General features: G+C 73.8%; 23 protein-coding genes. 11 read left to right on the top strand and 12 right to left on the bottom strand.

The genetic code is table 11. The annotated features are described in order from the left end of the window. Window positions 1-386 precede the first annotated feature (386 nt). Genes ABD067_RS08430 through ABD067_RS08420 form a run of 3 tightly spaced genes read left to right on the top strand, consistent with a single transcriptional unit; the run spans window position 387 to window position 2,412 of the window. Window positions 387-1,280, top strand: coding sequence for a c-type cytochrome (locus ABD067_RS08430; RefSeq protein ID WP_343894788.1), 894 nt, complete (start codon window positions 387-389; stop codon window positions 1,278-1,280). A gap of 17 nt (window positions 1,281-1,297) precedes the next feature. After that, window positions 1,298-1,747 (top strand): thioredoxin TrxC, encoded by a 450-nt coding sequence (gene trxC / locus ABD067_RS08425; protein WP_343894787.1) that lies wholly within the window; start codon window positions 1,298-1,300, stop codon window positions 1,745-1,747. Window positions 1,748-1,773: 26 nt separating this feature from the next. Continuing rightward, window positions 1,774-2,412 carry a class I SAM-dependent methyltransferase gene (locus tag ABD067_RS08420; protein WP_343894786.1) on the top strand — a complete coding sequence of 213 codons (639 nt, stop codon included), beginning with the start codon at window positions 1,774-1,776 and terminating at the stop codon, window positions 2,410-2,412. Between the two features lie 59 nt (window positions 2,413-2,471). Here ABD067_RS08420 and ABD067_RS08415 read toward each other — a convergent pair whose 3' ends face one another. Continuing rightward, window positions 2,472-2,807, bottom strand: a complete 336-nt coding sequence (locus tag ABD067_RS08415; protein WP_343894785.1) for a hypothetical protein — start codon at window positions 2,805-2,807, stop codon at window positions 2,472-2,474. After that, entirely contained in the window at window positions 2,729-4,210 is a 1,482-nt protein-coding gene (locus ABD067_RS08410) for a TIGR01244 family sulfur transferase (protein WP_343894784.1), read from the bottom strand. The genes ABD067_RS08415 and ABD067_RS08410 overlap by 79 nt, the downstream gene beginning before the upstream one ends. Window positions 4,211-4,526: 316 nt before the next feature. Here ABD067_RS08410 and ABD067_RS08405 point away from each other — a divergent pair, with 316 nt between their 5' ends. The 4 genes from ABD067_RS08405 to ABD067_RS08390 are packed head-to-tail and all read left to right on the top strand — an operon-like array spanning window position 4,527 to window position 7,882. Next, window positions 4,527-4,727, top strand: coding sequence for a YgaP family membrane protein (locus ABD067_RS08405; RefSeq protein ID WP_343894783.1), 201 nt, complete (start codon window positions 4,527-4,529; stop codon window positions 4,725-4,727). Window positions 4,728-4,736: 9 nt separating this feature from the next. Beyond that, complete coding sequence (locus tag ABD067_RS08400) at window positions 4,737-5,888, top strand: efflux RND transporter periplasmic adaptor subunit (RefSeq protein WP_343894782.1); 1,152 nt, start codon at window positions 4,737-4,739, stop codon at window positions 5,886-5,888. After that, the gene (locus ABD067_RS08395; RefSeq protein WP_343894781.1) at window positions 5,885-7,111 is read left to right on the top strand and encodes an ABC transporter permease; all 1,227 of its coding nucleotides are present in this window, start codon (window positions 5,885-5,887) and stop codon (window positions 7,109-7,111) included. Before ABD067_RS08400 ends, ABD067_RS08395 begins: the two co-directional genes overlap by 4 nt. A 3-nt stretch (window positions 7,112-7,114) precedes the next feature. Next, window positions 7,115-7,882: an ABC transporter ATP-binding protein gene (locus tag ABD067_RS08390; protein ID WP_343894780.1), complete on the top strand. Its 768-nt coding sequence runs from the start codon at window positions 7,115-7,117 to the stop codon at window positions 7,880-7,882. Window positions 7,883-8,089: 207 nt separating this feature from the next. Here ABD067_RS08390 and ABD067_RS08385 read toward each other — a convergent pair whose 3' ends face one another. From ABD067_RS08385 to ABD067_RS08360, 6 genes are all read right to left on the bottom strand, one after another. Continuing rightward, on the bottom strand, window positions 8,090-8,554 hold the full coding sequence (locus tag ABD067_RS08385) for a hypothetical protein (protein ID WP_343894779.1): 465 nt from the start codon (window positions 8,552-8,554) through the stop codon (window positions 8,090-8,092). Window positions 8,555-8,708: 154 nt separating this feature from the next. Further along, window positions 8,709-9,179, bottom strand: coding sequence for a DsrE family protein (locus tag ABD067_RS08380; protein ID WP_343894778.1), 471 nt, complete (start codon window positions 9,177-9,179; stop codon window positions 8,709-8,711). Window positions 9,180-9,194: 15 nt separating this feature from the next. Continuing rightward, on the bottom strand, window positions 9,195-9,899 hold the full coding sequence (locus tag ABD067_RS08375) for a c-type cytochrome (RefSeq protein ID WP_343894777.1): 705 nt from the start codon (window positions 9,897-9,899) through the stop codon (window positions 9,195-9,197). Window positions 9,900-9,951: 52 nt separating this feature from the next. Beyond that, a complete protein-coding gene (gene soxC, locus ABD067_RS08370; protein ID WP_343894776.1) occupies window positions 9,952-11,223 on the bottom strand; it encodes a sulfite dehydrogenase in 1,272 nt (423 codons plus the stop codon). A gap of 36 nt (window positions 11,224-11,259) precedes the next feature. Further along, window positions 11,260-12,543, bottom strand: coding sequence for an NAD(P)/FAD-dependent oxidoreductase (locus ABD067_RS08365; RefSeq protein ID WP_343894775.1), 1,284 nt, complete (start codon window positions 12,541-12,543; stop codon window positions 11,260-11,262). Between the two features lie 12 nt (window positions 12,544-12,555). Continuing rightward, complete coding sequence (locus tag ABD067_RS08360; RefSeq protein WP_343894774.1) at window positions 12,556-12,843, bottom strand: c-type cytochrome; 288 nt, start codon at window positions 12,841-12,843, stop codon at window positions 12,556-12,558. A 156-nt stretch (window positions 12,844-12,999) separates the two neighbouring features. On the opposite strand from ABD067_RS08360, the gene ABD067_RS08355 reads away from it, so the two are divergent. Genes ABD067_RS08355 through ABD067_RS08345 form a run of 3 tightly spaced genes read left to right on the top strand, consistent with a single transcriptional unit; the run spans window position 13,000 to window position 14,121 of the window. Further along, on the top strand, window positions 13,000-13,212 hold the full coding sequence (locus ABD067_RS08355; protein WP_343894773.1) for a hypothetical protein: 213 nt from the start codon (window positions 13,000-13,002) through the stop codon (window positions 13,210-13,212). Between the two features lie 16 nt (window positions 13,213-13,228). Next, window positions 13,229-13,627 carry a transcriptional regulator gene (locus ABD067_RS08350; protein WP_343894772.1) on the top strand — a complete coding sequence of 133 codons (399 nt, stop codon included), beginning with the start codon at window positions 13,229-13,231 and terminating at the stop codon, window positions 13,625-13,627. Continuing rightward, a complete protein-coding gene (locus tag ABD067_RS08345) occupies window positions 13,624-14,121 on the top strand; it encodes a GlcG/HbpS family heme-binding protein (RefSeq protein WP_343894771.1) in 498 nt (165 codons plus the stop codon). Before ABD067_RS08350 ends, ABD067_RS08345 begins: the two co-directional genes overlap by 4 nt. Before the next feature lie 10 nt (window positions 14,122-14,131). Here the strand turns inward: ABD067_RS08345 and ABD067_RS08340 are convergent, their stop codons facing one another. After that, on the bottom strand, window positions 14,132-14,587 hold the full coding sequence (locus ABD067_RS08340; protein ID WP_343894770.1) for a DsrE family protein: 456 nt from the start codon (window positions 14,585-14,587) through the stop codon (window positions 14,132-14,134). Further along, window positions 14,584-16,161 carry a fused MFS/spermidine synthase gene (locus tag ABD067_RS08335; protein WP_343894769.1) on the bottom strand — a complete coding sequence of 526 codons (1,578 nt, stop codon included), beginning with the start codon at window positions 16,159-16,161 and terminating at the stop codon, window positions 14,584-14,586. Before ABD067_RS08335 ends, ABD067_RS08340 begins: the two co-directional genes overlap by 4 nt. Window positions 16,162-16,217: 56 nt before the next feature. Here ABD067_RS08335 and ABD067_RS08330 point away from each other — a divergent pair, with 56 nt between their 5' ends. Next, window positions 16,218-16,901, top strand: a complete 684-nt coding sequence (locus ABD067_RS08330) for a thioredoxin family protein (RefSeq protein WP_343894768.1) — start codon at window positions 16,218-16,220, stop codon at window positions 16,899-16,901. Here ABD067_RS08330 and ABD067_RS08325 read toward each other — a convergent pair. Together ABD067_RS08325 and soxB are read right to left on the bottom strand one after the other, a co-directional pair. Further along, a complete protein-coding gene (locus ABD067_RS08325) occupies window positions 16,831-17,565 on the bottom strand; it encodes a cytochrome c biogenesis CcdA family protein (protein ID WP_343894767.1) in 735 nt (244 codons plus the stop codon). The two genes, ABD067_RS08330 and ABD067_RS08325, sit on opposite strands and share 71 nt — an antisense overlap. Window positions 17,566-17,574: 9 nt before the next feature. After that, complete coding sequence (soxB, locus tag ABD067_RS08320) at window positions 17,575-19,239, bottom strand: thiosulfohydrolase SoxB (protein WP_343894766.1); 1,665 nt, start codon at window positions 19,237-19,239, stop codon at window positions 17,575-17,577. Window positions 19,240-19,268: the final 29 nt, after the last annotated feature.

Genomic DNA, 19,268 nt, shown 5'->3' with positions numbered 1-19,268 from the left:
TTCCCGGAAGCCGAGGAGAACGGCGTCCGCTACCTGAAAATCCCGGTGAAGGCGAAGAACGCGGCTTTGTGAGCCGCTGCCTTGGGGCGTCTTGCGCTGGATCAAGGCGCCGCGGCGAACCGAACGGCCAAGCTGGCCGCGCCCGGCGGAGCGCGGCCCGCGTCGGCCGCCCCCGTCGCAACGCAGGAAACGCGGCCGACATGCGCACGCCCCCGCTCCCTTGGGTCATCGCGGGCGCCCTCTTGGTGGGGGTGCCCGCGCTTTTCGCCGCGCGCCCTGCCCCCGGACCGGCGCCGGCTGCCGCCCCGCCCGCGGGTTCGCCGCGACCCGACCAAGCCCGGCCGCCGGCCCCGTCGGCATCGGCCGCGGAAGGGCCCGGTTGGCAGGTGCCGGACCCCGACGCGCTGCCCGACGACGCCTACGGCCGGGCCGTCCGGCGCGGCCGCGACCTGATCGCCCGGACCTCTTCCACCATCGGCCCCGACGCGGCCGACCCGGCGATGCGCTTCGCCGGCAACGGCCTAGACTGTCAATCCTGCCACCTGCAAGCCGGCACCCAGCAATTCGGCCTCCCGCTCGCCGGCGTCTGGGGCGTCTTCCCCACCTACATCGGCCGCGAGGACGAGGTCCGCACCCTGGAGGAGCGGGTGAACGGCTGCATGGAGCGCAGCATGAACGGCCGCGCCCTGCCGGTGGAAGGACCGGAGATGAAGGCGATCCTCACCTACGTCCGCCACATCAGCGCGCCGGAGCGCGTCGGGCAGTCCCTGCACGGCCGCGGCTCGCCGCCCCTGCCGCTGCCGGACCGCGCCGCCGACCCGGAGCGCGGCCGGCAAATCTACGCCGACGCCTGCGCCACCTGCCACGGCGCCGACGGCCAGGGGCAGCGGCTGGAGGCCCCGGAGGCCGCCGAGACGGGCCGGCGCTACCGATTCCCGCCGCTCTGGGGGCCGGACAGCTACAACGACGGCGCCGGCATGGCGCGGACGATCACCGCCGCCCGCTTCGTGCACGCCAACATGCCGCTCGGCACCACCTTCGAAGCGCCCGCGATCGGCGCCGAGGACGCCTTCGACGCGATGGCCTTCGTCAACACCCAGCCGCGTCCGCGCAAGGAGGGACTGGAGCGGGACTACCCCGACCGCTCGAAGAAGCCCGCGGACGCCGCCTACCCGCCCTTCGTCGGCCCCTTCGCGCCGGAGCAGCACCGCTACGGGCCTTGGAAGCCGATCCAGGACTGGTTGCGCGCCAACCCGGACGCGGCCCGCGTCACGAACTGACGGAAAGCCCGAGCAGCATGGACGAGGCCCTCCAAGTCGTTTGCCCGCGTTGCGACGCCATCAACCGCGTCCCCGCCGCGCGCCTCGGCGACGGCCCGCGCTGCGGCGAGTGCCGCGCCCCCTTGTTCGAGGCGAAGCCCGCCGGATTGTCCGAGGAGCGTTTCCGCCGCCACCTCCGCCACAGCGGCATTCCCTTGCTGGTGGATTTCTGGGCCTCCTGGTGCGGCCCCTGCCGCGCCATGGCGCCCGAGTTCGAGGCGGCGGCGCGGACGCTTGAGCCCCGCTTCCGCCTCGTGAAGGTCTCCACCGAGGAAGCGCCGAACATCGCGGCCGAACTCGGCATCCGCAGCATCCCGACCTTGGCGCTGTTCGCCGGCGGGCGGGAGGTGGCGCGGCAGGCCGGCGCCATGCCCGCGCGGCGCATCGCCGCCTGGGCCGAGGGCGCCGTCGCGGCGGCCGGGGTCTGAGCTGTGCGCCCTGGGTGGCGTTGCCGATGCCGGCCATAGGGGGGCCGTCCTTGGGCTTCTACGAAGACAAGGTCCTGCCGCGGCTGATCGCCTGGGCCATGCGCACCGGGGAGCTGACGCGCTATCGGGAACGGCTGGTTCCGCGGGCCGAGGGACGGGTGCTGGAAGTCGGGCTCGGGTCCGGCCTGAACCTGCCCTGGTACGGGCGCCAGGCGGAGCGCGTGATCGGGCTGGAGCCGTCGGCGGAACTGCTGCGCCGCGCGGCGTCCCTCGCGGCGCGGGCCGCGTGCCCCGTCCATCTCCTCCGCGCCGCGGCGGAAGCGATCCCGCTCGCTGCGGCGAGCATCGACACGGCGGTCATGACCTGGACGCTGTGCAGCCTGCGGGACGCGCGCGCCGGGTTGCGGGAGGTGCGCCGGGTGCTCCGGCCCGGCGGGGCGCTGGTCTTCGTCGAGCACGGGTTGGCCCCGGAGCCCGGAGTCGCCGCTTGGCAGCACCGCCTCGACCCGCTCTGGTGGCGGGTCAGCTGCCACCTCGACAACCCGGTGGAGCGGCTGCTGGCCGAGGCGGGCTTCGAATTCCTCGAGCTCCGGTCGGGCTACCTGGGCGCCGGACCGAAGCTGGCGACCTTCATGGTCGAGGGCGTCGCGCGTCCCGTGCCGTGACCGGGGTGGTTCCCGGCCGCGCGGGGCAGCCCGCGCGGCCGGGGAGCTCGGCCCGGCGGTCAGCCCGCCTTCGCCCCGGCGTCACGGAAATCGGCCGCGGCCGCCACTTCGTGGGGCCGCGGCGGGTGGGGCAGCAGCCGCGGCGCCGCGAGCCACTCCCGCCCCTTCAGCATCGCGTCGAAGTAGAGCGCCGGCAGCAGCTTCGCCTTCAGCCACCAAGCGCTGCGCCGCGGAACCACCGGGTCCAACGGGAAGGTCGGCAGCAGCTTGCCGCCGTAGCCGAACTCGGCCAGCACCACCTTGCCGCGCTCCACCGTCAGCGGGCACGAGCCGTAGCCGTCGTAGAGCGCGCGCGGGCTGCGCCCGTCCAGCGCCGCCAGCACGTTCTCGGCCACGACCGGCGCCTGCTTGCGCACCGCCGCCGCGGTCTTGGCATTGGGCGCCGAGCAGGCGTCGCCGAGGCCGAAGACGTTGCCGTAGCGCGGGTGCTGCAGCGTCTCGTGGTCCACTCCGCCCAGCCGGCGGCATCCGCGAGCGGGCCGTTCCGCACGAAGTCCGGCGCGGTCTGCGGCGGGCAGGCGTGCAGCATGTCGAAACCGCGCTCCACGGTGCGCGTCCCGCCCCCGGCGTCCTTCTCCTCGAACCAGGCCCGGCGCCCGGGGCCGGCCACCGCCTTGAGGTTGGAAGAAAAGTCGAGCTTCGCGCCGTAGCGCTCGACGTAGCGCATCAGGGGCGGGACGAACTCCTTCACCCCGAACAGCACGGCGCCCGCGGTGTGGAAATGGACGTCGATGTGCTTCAGCGCACCGCGGCGCTCCCACGCGCTGCAGGAAAGGTACATCGCTTTCTGCGGCGCGCCGGCGCACTTGGTGGGCATGGGCGGCTGGGTGAAGAGCGCGCGACCGCGCTCCAGCGCCTGCACGAGCTGCCAGGTGTAGGGCGCGAGGTCGAAGAGGTAGTTCGAGGTCACGCCGTTCTTGCCCAGCGTCGCCCGCAGCCCGTCCACAGCGTCCCAGTCCAGCTTGAGGCCCGGGGCGACCACCAGGGCGCGGTAGAAGAGGCGCGTGCCGTCCTCCAGCACCACGGCGGCGCGCTCCGGCTCGAAGGCCGCAGCCGCGGCGCGGACCCAGCGCACGCCGCGCGGCATCACGGCGGCCATCGGCCGCTCGGTGCGGCGGCGGTCGAAGGCCCCGCCGCCCACCAGGGTCCAACCGGGCTGGTAGTGGTGCCGGTCGGAAGGCTCGACCACCGCGATGTCGAGGCCGGGGCGGCGCTTCAGCAGACTCGCGGCGGCGGCGATGCCGGCCGCGCCGCCGCCCACGATCAGCACGTCGTAGGTGGCGGAGGGGAGCCGGGCGGCATCGGCCCCGCCGGCTCGCCAGCGCGTCTCCAGGCGGGGCCGGAGCCCGCCGAGGTCGTAGCCCGTCTCGGCGGCCGTGCGCAGCACCGCGTCGGCGGCGAGCCGGGCACCTTCGGAGAGGGCCCAGAGCGTGGCGGAGCGGGTGCCCGTCCGGCAGAACGCCAGCACCGGGCCCCTGAGCTCGGCCAAGCCGGCGGCGAAGGCCCGGACGTCGGCATCCGTCACGTTCCCGGATACCACCGGGATGTGCCGGTAGGCGAGGCCGTGCCGCTCGGCCGCCGCGGCGATGGCGGCCGAGGGCGGCTGGTCCGGCGCCTCGTCGTCCGGGCGGTTGCTGACGATGGCGCGGAAGCCCCGAGCGGCGGCCACGCCGACATCGGCTTCAGAGATCTGGGAGGTGATCGACAGGAAAGGGGTCAGACGTGCGACGCGGTCCATGGGCGTCCTCCTCGCGGTGTCCGAGCGGCCGAACCGAGCCGCCATTGTCCGCGCCGACATAGCATTCAGGCATTCTAATATAAGAAGTAACTTAAATAATGTGGGCGTGAGCGCGTTCGAGAAGAAGCGGTCACGCCTGGACGCCGTCCGACGCTTTCGGGACCGCAACGCCCACGATCGCCCGGAACCCACCTCGGACGCATCGATCTGGCGCCCCGCTGCGCGGCGGCTTGAGCCTGATCAATGCGGCCGCGAGCCATGCTGCCACAGTTGCCGAGGGAGGGCGGGAAGCCCCCAGCCGTGGAGGACAGCGACCATGACTCGCAATGTCGGGAACATCGACAAATGGCTGCGGATCGCGGCCGGGGTCGTCTTGTTAACGCTCGGCCTGTTCGGCCCGCTCGGCTGGTGGGGGCTGGTCGGGCTGGTGCCGCTGGCCACCGGCCTTGCCGGCAGTTGCCCGGTCTACGGCCTGCTCGGCCTCAGCACCTGCAAACTGGCCCGGCGGAGCGCCTAGGCTCCCCGGGTGGCGCGCTCGCGTTGGCTCGCCGCTGCGGCGGTGGCCGGCATCGCGGCGGCGGGCGGCGCCTGGGCGCTCCGCGACCGCCCGGTCGAGGTGCCGGTGGCGCGGGAGGAGCGGGACGTGCCCGTCCGCGTCTTCGGCCTCGGCACCATCGAGGCGCAGGTTTCCTCGCGCATCGGCTTCGAGGTCGCGGGCACGCTGGCCGAGGTGCTGGCGGACCACGGCGACCGGGTGCCGGCCGGCACGGTGCTGGCGCGGCTCGCCCCCGCCGCGCAGCAGGCGCGGGTGGCCAAGGCGGAAGCCGGCGTGCAGAGCGCCGAAGCGCAGCAGGCCCGCGTCGCGGCGGCGCTGGACCGCGCCGCGGCGATGGCGCAGCAGAAGCGGGCCACGGCACAACGCCGGCGGGAGCTGGCGGGCCGCGGCGCAGCCTCGTCGGAGGCCGCCGAGATCGCGGAAACCGAGGCGGTCGCCGCCGCCGCCGACCTCGCCCTGGCGCGGGCCGACCTCGGTGTGGCGCGGGCGGCGTTGGCCGACGCCCAGGCGGTCCTGCTGGCCGAGCGCACGGCGCTGGCCAAGCACACCTTGGCCGCGCCCTTCGACGCCCTTGTCATCGCCCGGCTGCGCGAGCCGGGCGCCGCGCTGGGCCCCGGGGAGGCGGTTTTCAGCCTGGTCGCGCCCGGCAGCCTCTGGGCGCTGGCCTACGTGGACGAGGGCCGCGCCGGCGCCATCCGCGAAGGCTTGCCGGCCGAGGTGCGGCTGCGCTCCCTGCCCGGCGAAACCTTCACCGGCCGCGTCGTCCGCGTCGGTTTGGAGAGCGACCGGGTGACGGAGGAGCGCCGCGTCCACGTCCGCTGCGAGCGCTGCCCGCCGCGCCCCGTCCTCGGCGAGCAGGTGCAGGTGGAGGTGGAGACCGGCCGGTTGCCGGCCGCGCGCCTGGTGCCCGAGGCCGCCGTGGAAGGCTTCGACGGCGCCGCCGGCCGGGTCTGGGTGGTCGAGGACGGGCGGCTGCGCCAGCGGGAGGCGCGCTTCATCGCCCGCACCTTGGACGCGCGCCTCGCCCTCGCCCTCGACCCCGCCCTGCCGGCCGATCTGCCGGTCGCCACGCGCGTGCTGGCCGGCTTCCGCGAGGGCCGGGCCGCGAGGCCGGCGCCGTGAACCTCGCGCTGCGGGACATCCGCCACAACCTCGGCCGCTTCTTGCTGACCTGCCTCGGGCTCGGCCTGCTGCTCGGCGTCGCGCTCGCCATGGTCGGCATCTACCGCGGCGTGGTGGAGGAGGCGCTGTCGCTCGCCCGCGGCCTGCGGGCCGATCTCTGGGTGGTGGAGGCCGGCACCCGCGGCCCCTTCGCCGAGGCCAGCCGCATCCCGGGCGACGTGCGGGAGGCGGTGGCGCGGCTGCCCGGCGTCGTCGCGGCCGGCGGCGTCACCTTCCAGACGGTGGAGGCGCGCCATGCCGGCGGCCCCGACGGGGCGGCGGCTCCCCCCGGGCCCGGATCGGCGGACGACTGGGTGCGCGAACGCTCGGGCGAGGCCGGGCGGCAGCGCGTCGGCGCGGTGCTGCGGCTGCAAGTGGTCGGCCACGAGCCCGACCGCCCCGGCGGCCCGCCCGGCATCGTGGAAGGGCGCGGCATCGGCCGCGGGCGGCGCGAAATGGTGGCCGATCGGGGCAGCGGCCTCTCGCCGGGAGCCACGGTGGAAATGGGCGGCGTCCGCTTCCGCGTGGTCGGGCTGACGGCGCGGGCCGTCTCGACCGGCGGCGACCCGATCGGCTGGATCACCTTGCGGGACAGCCAGGAACTGCAATTCCGCCTGACTCCGCCGGCGGCGCGGCGCGCCCAGCAGGGCGGCGGCGGCGGCCAGCCGCAGGACACGGTGAACGCCGTCGTCGCGCGGCTCTCGCCGCATGCCCGCGTAGAGGACGTCGCCGCCGGCATCCGCCGCTGGAAGCACTTCGCCGCGCTGACGGCGGCCGAGCAGGAGACGGTGCTGACCCGCAGCGTGGTGGAGCGGGCCCGGCGGCAGCTCGGCCTCTTCACCGTGGTGCTGCTGCTCGTCTCCGCGGTGATCGTGGCGTTGATCGTCTACACCTTGACCATGGACAAGATGCGGGAGATCGCGACGCTGAAGCTGATCGGCGCGCCGGACCGCAGCATCGTCGCGCTGGTGATGCAGCAGGCCTTGATGCTGGGCGCGGTGGGTTTCGCCGGCGGCACGGCGCTGCTGCTCTCGGTGAAGGACGCCTTCCCGCGCCGCGTGCTGCTGGGGCCGGAGGAGGTGGCGGGCTTCGGCCTGGTGATCTTCGGCATCTGCCTGTTCGCCAGCCTGCTCGGCGTGCGCTACGCGCTCCGCATCGAGCCGGCGCAGGCGCTCGGCGGATAGCGGATGGAAGCGACCAGCGGCGCGGGAGGCGCGGGCCCGGGCGGGCTGCGTGCCCCGCGCCAGGATGCGGGCACGCCGCTCGTCGAGCTGGCCGGGGTAGCCAAGGGCTTCGGCGAGGGCGAGGCGCGGGTGCAGGCCCTCTCGGACATCACGCTCTCGGCGATGCCCGGCGAGGTCGTCGGCCTGCGCGGCCCCTCCGGCAGCGGCAAGTCGACGCTGCTCAACCTCGTCGCCTGCATCCTGGAGCCCGACGCCGGGCTGCTCCGGCTGGCCGGCGAGACGGTATGGCAGGGCCGCTGGGCGCGGGGCGACCTGCGCGCGCTGCGGCGTGAGAAGATCGGCTTCATCTTCCAATTCCACAACCTGCTGCCCTTCCTGGACGCGACCGACAACGTCGCGCTGGCGCTCACGCTCAACGGCGTGCCGCTGGCCGAGGCCAGGCGGCGCGCGCGAACCCTGCTCGACCACCTGCAGGTCGGGAAGCGGGCCTCCGCCATGCCGGCGAAGCTTTCGGGCGGCGAGGCGCAACGTGTCGCCATCGCCCGCGCGCTGGCCAACCGCCCGCGCATCATCCTGGCCGACGAGCCCACGGCGGCGCTCGACTCCGAACGTGCCCAGGTGGTGATGGACCTGCTGCGCGGCGTGGCGAGGGAGCAATCGGCCGCCGTGCTGGTGGTGACGCATGACGAGAAGATCTACGGCCGCTTCGACCGCCTGGTCAGCTTGCGCGACGGGCGGATCGAAGCCGAGACGCGGCCCGCCGCCGTTTGAGGAGTCCGGCCATGCCCGATCCGCCTCTCGCCTTGCTGCGCGACCCGCCGCGCCAGCTCTTCTTCACCGGAAGGGGGGCGTCGGAAAGGCGTCGCCCGCCCGCGCCACGGCGATCGCTGTTCCCTGACAGGGTTCGCACCTGGCGAGGTCTCGCCCGGTCGGGGCCAGGGGCTCAGCCGGCGCCACCCGGCCGGTTGCCAGAGACGCTCACGCGGCCGCCCGCAACGCCGCCTCGGCGCGTGCGTGCGGATCATCGGTCGCCGCCTGCCCGATCGCCGCGAAATCGCCGCGGAGCGCCTTCAGCGCCGTGCGTTCGCCGTTGATCTCCTCCGCGGTGCGGACGCCGAGCCGGCGGATGACGGGCAGGGGCGGGCACCAGCCCTGCAGCGCGTGTTGCAGCAGGAAGGCGGTCACCACGACGGACAGGGCCAGGAAACGCCGGTCCTCCAAGATGCCGAGCACCGTCCCGCCGAGCGCCAACGTGGCGGCGTTGGCCTCGAGCACCCGTTCCGTGTCCCACTCCTCGTCCAACTCGCGCAGGCGCCGGTCGATGCGTTCGGGGTGCGCGGCCAGGAAGGCCACGTTCCGTTCCGTCCGCTCCGCGATGCGACGGTTCACGGCGCCCGCGGTGTTGCGGCTGATGCGGCTCGCGGTCGCAGGAAGGGTGGGCATGGATCGGTCCTCCAACTGCGGGAAGCAAAGGGCCCGGGCAGCGGCCCCGTCCCCGGTTTGGCTACGCCCGCGGGGGCGCCTGTCGCGCTGCCCGACGGTCCCCCATCGGCCGAGGAGGCGCACGCGGCGGGCAGCGCCGAGCAAGCGCGCGCCGTCAGATCTTGATGTAGGCGAAGCCGCGGTGCTGCAGCCGGGCGACCTGGCCGACGCCGCTCTCGACCAAATCGTCTTCCGTCGCGTCGTAGAGTTCCTCCAGCTTGATGCCGTCGAGCCGCAGCGTGATCCGGCAGATCTCGAAGCGGACGCCGGCCAGCTTCAGCTCGTCGACCGTCGCGGCGATCTGCGGCTCCTGCCGCGCCGCCAGCCGCAGCAGGCCGAGGCCCGCGCCGTGCATCACCACGCGGAGGTCGTAGCCGCCCTGCGGCAGCACGCTGAGGTGGTTGCGCAGGTTCCGCAGGAGTTGGCGGTAGTGGCGGAATTCCTCACCGCCGGGCTGGTTCAAGTGGTAGAGGATCAGCTCCTTCGCGGGAGCGGCCGGGGCCTGGGCCGCCGCGCCGCCCGCCGTCGCCGCCCCTGCCGCCAACAGGCCCGTCAGCCCCGCCCGCCGCCTCATCCTGGCCGCCATCGCCGCCTCCATGCGCTATTGCGGTTCCGAGAAGCCGGAACCGGAACCCGGTTGCACGAACCGCCGGCTGTCCATCGTGACCGCCACGGGCCTCCCCTGCCGGCAACTGCTCATGCAGGCCTCGTCCGGCGTGTCCGGCCGCGCCTCCGGCACGAAGCCGTCGCGGTTCGGCATGCGGATTGATTTGAGCTTTTCCGCGTCCAGCTCGGCATCCTCGGGCAGCAGCTCGTTCAGGTGCAGCACATAGGCCGTCAGCGCGTAGGCCTGCTCGTTCGAGAGGCTCATCGGCGTCGCGTAGGGCATGGCGCGGCGGATGTAGTCGAAGACCGGCGGCGCATAGGGCCAGAAGCTGCCGACGGTGCGCCGCGGCTGGTCGGTGTTCAGGCTGCCGCGGCCGCCGATCAGGGCCGGCCAGCGCTCCAGCCCCTCGCCGAAATCGCCGTGGCAGGAGGCGCATTGCTGCACGAACAGCTCCTCGCCCTCCTTCACGGAACCGCGGCCGGGCGGCAGCCCCTCGCCGTCGCCGCGCACGTCGACGTCCCAGCCCGCGATCTCCTGCGCGGTCACCGGACGGCCGATGCCGGCGATGGGCCGCGGCAAGCCCTCCGAGGCGGCCGGCGGCGCCGGCCAAGCGCCGAAGGGGCCGATCGCGGCGCCGCCCTGCGGCAGCGGAAAGGGCCGGTACAGCGCGGCGCGGTCGCCGCCGGTCTGCGCCCGCATCGCGCCGCCCGCCGCAAGCGCGGCGAACCCGATAGCGCCGAGGAGCAGCGCCCTACGCATCGATCTGGACATTGACCACCGTCCCGTCCGGCTCCAGCAGCCAGGTGTGGATCGCGTTCTTGTGGTAGATGCTCTCGACGCCGCGCGCCTTGCGCAGCGCCGCGAAGGTCGGCTGCACACGCCCCGTTTCGTCCATTGCGCGGGACTGCAGGAAGGCCCGCTGGCCCTCCCGCCATTCCCAGGGGACGCGGAAGCGGGTCAGCGCCTTGCCCAGCACCGGCTCCTGCAACTGCGCCGCGCGCCAGTTGTCGCCGCCATCCACCGAGACATCGACGCGCGTGACCCGCCCGGCGCCGCTCCAGGCCAAACCCGAGATCTCGACGAAGCCGGGCTTGCCGCGCAACGGCTTCTCCGGGCAGGGCGCGGTGATGACGCTGTTCACCTCGTTGACGAAGGTGAACTTCCGCGCCCTGCCGTCCGGCATGAGGTCCGTGTAGTGGCGCGTCTCCTCGCGGTGGTACCAGGGGCGGTCGCCGACCTCGATGCGGCGCAGCCACTTGATCCAGACGTTGCCTTCCCAGCCCGGCACCACCAAACGCACCGGGTAACCCTGTTGCGGCCGCACCGCCTCCCCGTTCTGGCCATAGGCGACGATCACGTCGTCCAGCGCCTTGGCGAGGGGGATGGAGCGCGTCATCAGGCTGGCGTCGCCGCCCTCCACCAGCAGCCAGGACGCGTTGGGCTTCAGCCCGGCCTGGCCCAGCAGCGCCTTCAGCGGCACGCCTGTCCACTCCGAGCAGGACAGCATGCCGTGGGTGAATTGCACGCCCGACATCTGCGCGCCGCGCCACTCCATGCCGCCGTTCGCCGGGCATTCGATGAAGTGGATGCGGGACACGCTCGGCAGCCGCTTGATGTCCTCCAGCGCGAACTGCAGCGGCCGTTCCACCAGGCCGTGGACCATCAGCCGCCAATCGGCCGGCACCACGTCCGGCACGCCGCCGTGGTGCCGCTCGAAGTGCAGGCCGGAGGCGGTGATGATGCCGTGCATCTCCGCCAGCGGCGTGAAGGAGACGGAGGATTGCCGGTCCTGCGTCAGCCAGGGCACGTAGCGGCGGACCGCCGTCTCGTGCCGGCTGCGCGTGCCGTAGGCCTCCTCGATCACGCCGGGCCCCAGGGCCTTCGCCCATTCCGGCGTGTTGGGCGGCAGGTTCGCCGGATCGCCCTCGGCCGCCGTGGCGGCGCCGGCGCCGAGCGTGCCCGCCGCCGCCGCCTTCAACAGGCCCCGCCGCGACGCGGCCCTTGGTCGCTGCAACTCCGTCATGCGGTGCCTCGTTTCTTCCTGCCTGGGCGTGCCGCCTCAGGCGATGCCGAACATCTCCCGGGTGATGCTCTCGTACCAACCATCGGCGTAGAGCGCTTCCAGCCGGCGGTGCTCGGCGGCGCGCTCTCCCAGCGCGGCGGTGCGCGGGCTGATGCCGCCCGATCCGGGCACCTCCTCCATCCGCTGCGGCGTGCCGCGGTACACGCCGACGATCGAGATCCCGTAGTCGGGCCCGACATGGCTGTAGCAGGTGTTGAAGTAGGTGGCCGCCGGCGGCTCCCGTCCCGCCAGGGAGGCCGCCGCGCAGGCCACCGCGTGCTTGGCGTGGGACGAGGCGGCGAAGCCCGACTTCGGCATGGGCGCCGCGATGCAGGCATCCCCGATGACGTGGATGTCCGGCGCCCGCGCGGACTCCATGGTTTCCGGCTTCACCGGGCACCAGCCGGACTCGTCGGCCAGCCCGGCGTCGCGCGCGACGCGGGCCGCCATCTGCGGGGGGATGACGTTGACCACGTCGCCCTTCACCTTGTCGCCGAACTCCGTCTCCACCTCCATCGCGGCGGGGCGCACCCGCACCACCCGCCCGTCTTCGGAGGCGCCGCGCCACTCGACGATGCCGGGGTAAAGCTCCCGCCAGGCATCCTGGAAAAGCGGCTGCTTGGAGAAGCCGTTCTTCGCGTCCAACGCGATGAGCTTGGCGCGCGGCTTCGCCCGCTTCAGGTACTCCGCCACCATGCAGATGCGCTCGTAGGGTCCGGGCGGGCAGCGGAAGGGGTTGTCCGGGATCGTCATCACGAAGACGCCGCCCTCCGGCATCGCCTCCATCTGCCGGCGCAGCACGGTGACCTGCTGCAGCGCGGGGATCCAGCCGTGCGGCATGCGCGCGGCCGCCGCCTCGTCGTAGCCCTCGACCGCGCCCCAGCGCAGGTCGATCCCCGGCGACATGATCAAGCGGTCGTAGGGAAGCTCCGCCCCGTCGGCGAGGCGCAGCCGCTTCCGCCCGGCATCAACCGCGGCGACGCTTTGGCGCACCACCCGCACCCCGCGGGCGGCGAGGCCCTCATAGCCGAAGGTGATGCTTTCGACGTCGCGCCGGCCGGCGAGCACCAGATTGCCGTAGGGACAGGTGGTGAAGCGGGCGCCGCGCTCGACCAGCGTGACGTCGAGCCGCGGGTGGTGGTCGCGGGCGAAGCGGGCGGCGGAGGCGCCGCCGAAGCCGCCGCCGAGGATGACCAACCGCCCGGCCTGCTGCGCGCGGGCGAGGCGTGGCGTGGCGAGGAGGCCGGTGGCGGCGAGGAAGGCGCGACGCTGGATCGTCATGGCGGGCCCTCCTCAGTCGCGCGCCGCGTAATGCGCGGCCAGGGCGGCGATGTCCTTCTCCGAAAAGCCGCGCGCGATGCGCCCCATGACGGTCGCCTCCCGCTTGTTCTCGCGGAAGTCGCGCAGGATGGCCGCGAATTCCGCGCGGCGGCGCGTGCCCGCGATGGCGGGGATGCCCTGCGATCCGCCGCCCGCTGCGCCATGGCAGCCCTGGCATGCGCCGGCGAGCAGCGCGCCGTGCTCCTGCGCGGCGGCCGGCGCCGCCAGCATCGCCAGGGCCAGGATCGCCGCCCTGCCCATCCGGCCGTTCCTCCCCCTCGGTTTCGCTTTACTTTCCCGCGAAGCGCGGCATTCTCGTTGCGTCCAGGGTCCAGCGTACCGCGTCCAATGCGTGTCTGACGCGCGACGGCGCGGTTTCATTCCCGTGCTGCCGCACGGTGAGGGAGGACCCGGCCCATGGGATTTCGGAGTGCCGTTCTGGCCGTCGCCATGCCGGCGGCGGGGCAGCACGCGTTCGATCAACGCTGCGGGCGCAACGGCGCCGGCCCGGACCCGCGCGGCATGGTCGGCCACACGGCCGGCAGCACGCCCTACCCGGGGCTGGAGGACGGGCAGCGGATGAACGATCCGCCCGCCCATCCCCACCGAGCGGCGGGCACCGCGCGCTAGCCTCGTGGAGGGCAGGATGCGCCGGCGCGACTTGGCCTGGCTGGGCTTCGGTGCCGTCACCGGTCCGCGCGCCCGCGCCGGGGACGAGCCCACCGCGCGACTCGTCATGCTGGAGCGGCACGACTGCCCTTGGTGCCGCCGATGGCTGCGGGAGGTGGGCGAGGCGGCGTGGAACGCCTCCGACCTCGGCCGGCGGGCGCCGCTGCGCCGGGTGGACGTGGCGAAGGAGATGCCCGCCGATTTCGGCGCCTTCGCGCATTGGCGCTTCACGCCGACCTTCGTGCTGGTGCAGGGCGGGCGCGAGCTCGGCCGCATCATCGGCTACCAGGGCGACCTTTTCTTCTGGCAGCGGGCCGAGGCGCTGCTGGCCAAGCTGCCGCAAGGCGGGACCGGAGACAGGGAGGATTCGAAATGAAGCGGGCATGGATGCTGGGCGCCGCGCTGCTGGCCATGGCGCCGGCGACACGGGCACGCGAAACCGATTTCACCACCTTCCGCGTGCTGGCCCCGCCGCTGGCGCTCGAACTGGCGCAAGCCGCGCTGAAGTCCTGCCAGGACCGTGGCTTCCAGGTGGCGGTCGCGGTGGTGGACCGCTTCGGCGTGGCGCAGGTGGTGCTGCGGGACGCGCTGGCCGGCCCGCACACGCCCGACACCGCGACCGCCAAGGCGCGCACCGCCGTCAGCTTCCGCGCGGCGACCGAGGAGCTCTCCGCCGCCACGCAGGCCGGGCAGATCAACTCCGCCATCCGCCACATCCCCGGCTATGTCTTCCTGGGCGGCGGGGTACCGGTGGAGGGCGGCGGGTCGATCCTCGGCGGCATCGGCGTTTCCGGCGCGCCGGGCGGGGCGGAGGACGATGCCTGCGCCCGTGCCGGGCTGCAGGCGGTCGAGGACCGGCTGATGATGTGAGCGGGCCGGCCTAGGGCCGGAGGTGGACCCAGCCCATCAACTGGCGCTCCACCACTTCCGGCAAGCCGTTCTCCACCACCTGCACCTCGGGCAGCACCGCCTCCGGCGGCAGTCCGAGCGTGTCGAGCGTCGCCCCGCAGGCGACGAATTCGATGCCATAGGCCTGCAGGCTCGCCACCCGCTCGGCCACTTGGCTCTCCGCTCGCAGCAGGTGGCGCACGCCGGGGCCGTAGGCGACCACCAGGATCTCCACCAGGTCCTGGCCGTAGAAGGCCTGGATGTTCACGAGATTGGACAGCACCGCGTTGGCCCGCGCCGGGTCGCCTTCCGGGAGGGAGACGACGATGCGCCGCGGCGCCTCCGGGCTCGGCCTCGGCTCGGCCAGCGGCGTCTGCCGCACGCCGCCGGCGGCGGCCAGCGGAAAGGCGGCCATGGCCGCCAGGATGGCGCGTCGTGACCGCTTCATCGTCCGCTTCCCTCCGCGCTCAGGATCAGGTGCGACATCAGCCGCTCCACCGGGGCGAAATCGTCGGTGAGCACCGGCACGCCCGCGGCGGCGATGCGCGCCGCGACGAAGCCCGGCGGCAGCCGGGCCCAGCGGCGTCCGGGGCCCCGCCGCGCGGTGATGCGGTCGGAGGGCGTCGGCGTGTCGGAGGCCAGCAGCAGGTAGGTGACGCGCCTCCCCGGCGCTTCCGCCATCTCCACCCAGACCTCCACCGCCGGGAAATCGAGGGCGAGGGTCCGCGCGAGGGCGAGCAGGAAGCGCGGCTGCCGCTTGTCCTCCATGACGTTCGCAACATAGGCGCCGCCGGGGCGCAGGCGCGCGCGCACCACGCGGTGCCATTCGCGCGTGGACAGATGCGCCGGCATGGCGATGTCGTGGAAGGCATCGGCGAAGACCAGGTCGAACCGCGGGGCCGCCGGCAGGTTCTGCAGCGCCGGGCGGCCGTCCGCCGTCAGGACCGCCAGCGCCGGGCCGTCTTCCAGCCAGAAGTCGCGTCGTGCCGCCGCGGCCACGGCCGGGTCGAGTTCGGCGACGATGAGGCGGCCTTCCGGGTGGTCGGCGGCCCAGGCGCGCGGCAGGGTGAAGGCGCCGCCGCCGAGGAAGAAGGCCGCTGGCCGCTCCGGCAGGCCGCGCGCCGCCATCAACTCGTCCACCAGATGCAGGTAGGGCTGCACGAACAGCGTCGGCTCGTTCCGGACGTTCGCGCCGTGCGCGAGGTGGTCCAGCACCATCAGCCGCGCCGGCTGCCCGACCGCATCCGTCAGGTCCACGGTACGGATGCAGAAGTAGGCGCTCTCGCTCTCGCAGGGCGCGGCGAGGGCGGGCAGCCGCGCCGCGGCCGCCGGCAGCAGCAAGGCGGCGAGGCCGACCGCGGCGGCGACCGGCAGCGCCGCCCGGCGCCGGGCCAAGGCCAGCGCGGCGCCCGCGTGACCCGAGGCCATCAGCCCATAGAGGGCGGTGCAGGCGAGCATGGTGGCGGTGGAGCCGAGCCAGGAGACGAAGACGAAGCCCGCCGCGAGCGTCCCGGCGATCGCCCCCAGCGCCGAGACGGCGAAGAGCCGCCCGAGCACCGGCCCCATCCGGCCAGGCGGCGCTTCCTCCACCGCCAGCTTGGTCACGATGGGGGAGACCGTGCCGACCAGCAGGCTCGGCAGGAAGAAGGCCGCCAGGGCGAGACCGAGGATGGCGGCGAGCGGATGCACCCGCCCCCCCTCCAGCAGCGGCGCGGCCAAGCGCAGCGCCGGCACGGCGAGCAGCGTCGCCGCCGCGCAACCGCCGAGCAGCCAAGCCAGCCGCCGGTGCCCCGTGCGCCGGTCGCAGCCCGGCCCGGCCAGCCGGCCGCCCCACCAATGGCCGAGCGAGAAGCCGCCCAGCACCACGGCGATGATCGCCGTCCAGGTGTGGAGCGACATGCCGACATGCGGCGCGAGGAGCCGCCCCGCCACGATCTCCACCACCATGCCGAGCGCGGAGGCGAGCAGGATTGTCGCGGCGTCGCCGAGCGCACGCAGCGGAGAGGGACGGACCCCGGTCATTGACCCGCGCCCCGCCCGGCGCGACATTCCATGGAAACGCTGCGAGTGGGCACGACATGCGCCGCGTCGCCGCCATACCGCTGTCCCGCCGCGGGCTTTCCGTCCTGGTGCTCGCCGTGGCCCCCACCGGCTTGTCGCGCGCCGCGCCGGTGCGCACGGAGCTGGGCTACACGCAGGACTGGTTCGCCGAGAGCTTCCTCGACCTGCCCGAGGACCTGAAGGAGGCGACGGCGGCCGGCCAGCGCCTCGCCGTGGTGTTCGAGCAGCGCGGCTGCCCCTACTGCATCGAGATGCACACCGACCATCTGGTGGAGCCGGCGATCGAGGGCTTCGTCCGGCCGCGATTCCGCTTCGTGCAACTCGATCTGCATGGCGCCCGGCGCGTCACCGATTTCGATGGGCAGGTGATGGAAGAACGGCAGCTCGCTCGCAAATGGCGGGTGGTCTTCACGCCGACCATCGTCTTCTTCCCGGAGAGGCTGCCCGACCCGCCGCGCCCGGGACGGGAGATCGAGGTTGCGCGGATGCCGGGGCTTATGAAGAAGCCGGAGTTCCTCGGCATCTTCAGCTATGTGGCCGAGCACGGCTACGTCGACCGCACCAGCTTCCGGAGCTGGTGGGACCAGCGCGGCCCCGCCTGCGGGTCGCAGCTTGAGGCGGCGCCGCCCGTCACCCAAAGCGGCCCAGCCCCGGCCAGCGGTCCAGCATCCACGCCCCAATCTCCTGAAAGCTGCCCGTGAGCACCAGCACGCCCGTCAGCGCCAGCAGCCCGCCCGCGGCCAACTCGACCGCCCGGTAGTGCTGCCGGAAGCGCGCGACGAAGCGCAGGAAAGGCGTGACGAAGGCGGCCGCGAGCATGAAAGGAATGCCGATCCCGAGCGCGTAGGCGAAGAGCAGCATGGCCCCCTCGGCCACGCCGTCCCCGGCCGCGGCAACGGTCAGTATCCCGGCCAGCACCGGCCCGACACAGGGCGTCCAGCCGAAGGCGAAGGCGAGGCCGACGACATAGGCCCCGAGCGGCGAGACCGGCTTCTCCTTCGTTTGCAACCGCGCTTCGCGGTCCAGCAGGCCGATGCGCAGGACGCCCGCGACATGCAGGCCGAAGAGGATCAGCACGATGCCGGCGACGACCGCCAGCGTGTCCAGATGCTCCGCCAGCAACTGCGACAGCGCGCTGGCCGTCGCGCCGAACATCGTGAAGACCGTGGCGAAGCCGAGCACGAAGAACAGCGCGGCCAGCAGCACGAGGCCACGGTTCGGCGCCTCCGCCACCGCCCCGCCGGGCGCGGCGCGCAGCGTCACGCCCCCGAGGAAGCCGAGATAGGGAACCACCAGCGGCAGCACGCACGGGCTGAGGAAGGACAGCATCCCCGCAAGGACCGCGCCGGCGTAGCCGACCTCCATCGCAGTGGCTCATGCTCCCTTCAAGCGGAGGTGCCGGTTCGGCTCGGCCCGCACCGGCCCCTCGGACAGGTGCCGCATCACCACATCCCAGACCGGCGGCCCCTCCGTGCCCTGGTTCACCGAGGCCCAGCCGGCCACGGCGTATTCGCGCGCGGCCTCGATCGGCTGGCCGGTCCGCAACAGCGTCAGGTCCTGCACGCGACTCCCGGCCGGCGCCGCGACGTCCAGCGTCCAGCCGAGGCCGCCGACCCGCACCATGTCGCCGCCCTGCTGGTAGTAGGGGTCCGGGTTGAACAGGTTGTCGGCGACGTCCTCGAGGATCGCCTTGAGCTGCTCGCCCGTCATGGCGGTGCGGTAGGCGGCCGGGTAGGTGATGGCGGTGTGCGCCCAGACATCCTCGGCGGTTATGTCGCTGCCCGGCAACAGGCTGTAGCCCCAGCGGAAACCGGGGGAGAGGGCGATCTCCGCATCCCGCTGGCGCATCAGCGCGGCGCAGATCAGGTCGTCGACGGTGCCGTTCAGGTTGCCGCGGCGGGTCAGCAGCACCTCCGTCCGGCCGACCACGCGGGCGAGTTCGGCGGCGTAGGGCGCGCGCAGCCGCCGGACCAGCGCCGCGGTGTCCGCGTCGGGCGCGATGCTCTCGGCGAAGACCGGGATCAGGGCGTGGCGGAACTCCGCGACGCGGCCGCCCTCCACCCGCAGGTCGAGGCGGGAGATGAACTTGCCGTGGCAGCCGCTGGCCACCAAGAGCGTGTTCCCGACCTTCAAAGGCTCGGGCAGCGCGTCGTGGGTGTGGCCGGTCAGGATGACGTCGATCCCCGGCACGCGGGCCGCGAGCTTCCGGTCCACGTCGAAGCCGTTGTGGGAGAGCAACACCACCAGTTCCGCCCCCTCCCCGCGCGCCGCCTGCACCCGCTTCGCCACAACCTCTTCCTTGATGCCGAAGGACCAGTCGGGGATCAGCCAGCGCGGATTGGCGACTGGCGTGTAGGGGAAGGCTTGGCCGATGACCGCGACCCTCACCCCGCCGCGCTCGAAGGCTTTCGTGTGCTCGAAGACGTCCTCGTTCCACTCCGTGTCCTGCACGTTTCCGGCGAGGAAGGGGCAAGGCATCGCGCCCACCAGCTCCTTCACCCGGTCGGCGCCGTAGGTGAACTCCCAGTGGCCGGTGGTGGCGTCGGCGGTGAGGGCCTTCAGCGCCTCCACCATGTCGGCGCCGCGGGTTTGCAGGCTTGTCCAGCTCCCCTGCAGCGTGTCGCCGCCGTCGAGCACGATGGTGTTGCCCGGCCGCTCCGCCCGGATCGCCTCGACCAGCGTGACGATGCGGTCCAGGCCGCCCATCGGGCCGTAGGCGCGGGCCAAGCGCTCGAAGTCATGGCCGGTCAAGGCATGCGCCATGGGCGTGCCGGCGCCGATGCGGTACCGCGCCAGCAGCGCCTCCCCGGTCAGGTGCGGCACCTGCCCGCGCGCCTCCCCCACCCCGACATTCACGCTCGCCTCGCGGAAATGCATGGGCACGAGCTGGGCGTGCAGGTCGGTCACGTGCACCAGCGTCACCTGGCCGAGCGGGGCGAAGCGCAGCAGCTCGGCCTGGCGCGGCCTCTCCTGCGCGCGGGCGGTACCGGCCGCGGCGAGGGCGGCGGCGGCGGCCATCAGGTCGCGGCGGGTGATCATCCCTGGTCCCTCCCTCGCCCGCGCGCCGC

It is taken from the genome of Craurococcus roseus, from assembly GCF_039523795.1.
Taxonomy (GTDB): Bacteria; Pseudomonadota; Alphaproteobacteria; order Acetobacterales; family Acetobacteraceae; genus Craurococcus; species Craurococcus roseus.
The sequence above is the reverse complement of the archived record's forward strand: the minus strand, read 5'-3'. Positions and strand labels throughout refer to the sequence as shown.

Coding starts and splice junctions, on each gene's coding strand:
- ABD067_RS08325 (WP_343894767.1), bottom strand. CDS start 17,565: ATGGAGGTCGGCTACGCCGGCGCGGTCCTTGCGGGGATGCTGTCCTTC.
- ABD067_RS08380 (WP_343894778.1), bottom strand. CDS start 9,179: ATGGCGGCCAGGATGAGGCGGCGGGCGGGGCTGACGGGCCTGTTGGCG.
- ABD067_RS08345 (WP_343894771.1), top strand. CDS start 13,624: ATGAAGCGGGCATGGATGCTGGGCGCCGCGCTGCTGGCCATGGCGCCG.
- ABD067_RS08330 (WP_343894768.1), top strand. CDS start 16,218: ATGCGCCGCGTCGCCGCCATACCGCTGTCCCGCCGCGGGCTTTCCGTC.
- ABD067_RS08390 (WP_343894780.1), top strand. CDS start 7,115: ATGGAAGCGACCAGCGGCGCGGGAGGCGCGGGCCCGGGCGGGCTGCGT.
- ABD067_RS08340 (WP_343894770.1), bottom strand. CDS start 14,587: ATGAAGCGGTCACGACGCGCCATCCTGGCGGCCATGGCCGCCTTTCCG.
- ABD067_RS08385 (WP_343894779.1), bottom strand. CDS start 8,554: ATGCCCACCCTTCCTGCGACCGCGAGCCGCATCAGCCGCAACACCGCG.
- ABD067_RS08350 (WP_343894772.1), top strand. CDS start 13,229: ATGCGCCGGCGCGACTTGGCCTGGCTGGGCTTCGGTGCCGTCACCGGT.
- ABD067_RS08420 (WP_343894786.1), top strand. CDS start 1,774: ATGCCGGCCATAGGGGGGCCGTCCTTGGGCTTCTACGAAGACAAGGTC.
- soxB (WP_343894766.1), bottom strand. CDS start 19,239: ATGATCACCCGCCGCGACCTGATGGCCGCCGCCGCCGCCCTCGCCGCG.
- trxC (WP_343894787.1), top strand. CDS start 1,298: ATGGACGAGGCCCTCCAAGTCGTTTGCCCGCGTTGCGACGCCATCAAC.
- ABD067_RS08405 (WP_343894783.1), top strand. CDS start 4,527: ATGACTCGCAATGTCGGGAACATCGACAAATGGCTGCGGATCGCGGCC.
- ABD067_RS08360 (WP_343894774.1), bottom strand. CDS start 12,843: ATGGGCAGGGCGGCGATCCTGGCCCTGGCGATGCTGGCGGCGCCGGCC.
- soxC (WP_343894776.1), bottom strand. CDS start 11,223: ATGACGGAGTTGCAGCGACCAAGGGCCGCGTCGCGGCGGGGCCTGTTG.
- ABD067_RS08410 (WP_343894784.1), bottom strand. CDS start 4,210: ATGGACCGCGTCGCACGTCTGACCCCTTTCCTGTCGATCACCTCCCAG.
- ABD067_RS08355 (WP_343894773.1), top strand. CDS start 13,000: ATGGGATTTCGGAGTGCCGTTCTGGCCGTCGCCATGCCGGCGGCGGGG.
- ABD067_RS08375 (WP_343894777.1), bottom strand. CDS start 9,899: ATGCGGGCGCAGACCGGCGGCGACCGCGCCGCGCTGTACCGGCCCTTT.
- ABD067_RS08335 (WP_343894769.1), bottom strand. CDS start 16,161: ATGACCGGGGTCCGTCCCTCTCCGCTGCGTGCGCTCGGCGACGCCGCG.
- ABD067_RS08365 (WP_343894775.1), bottom strand. CDS start 12,543: ATGACGATCCAGCGTCGCGCCTTCCTCGCCGCCACCGGCCTCCTCGCC.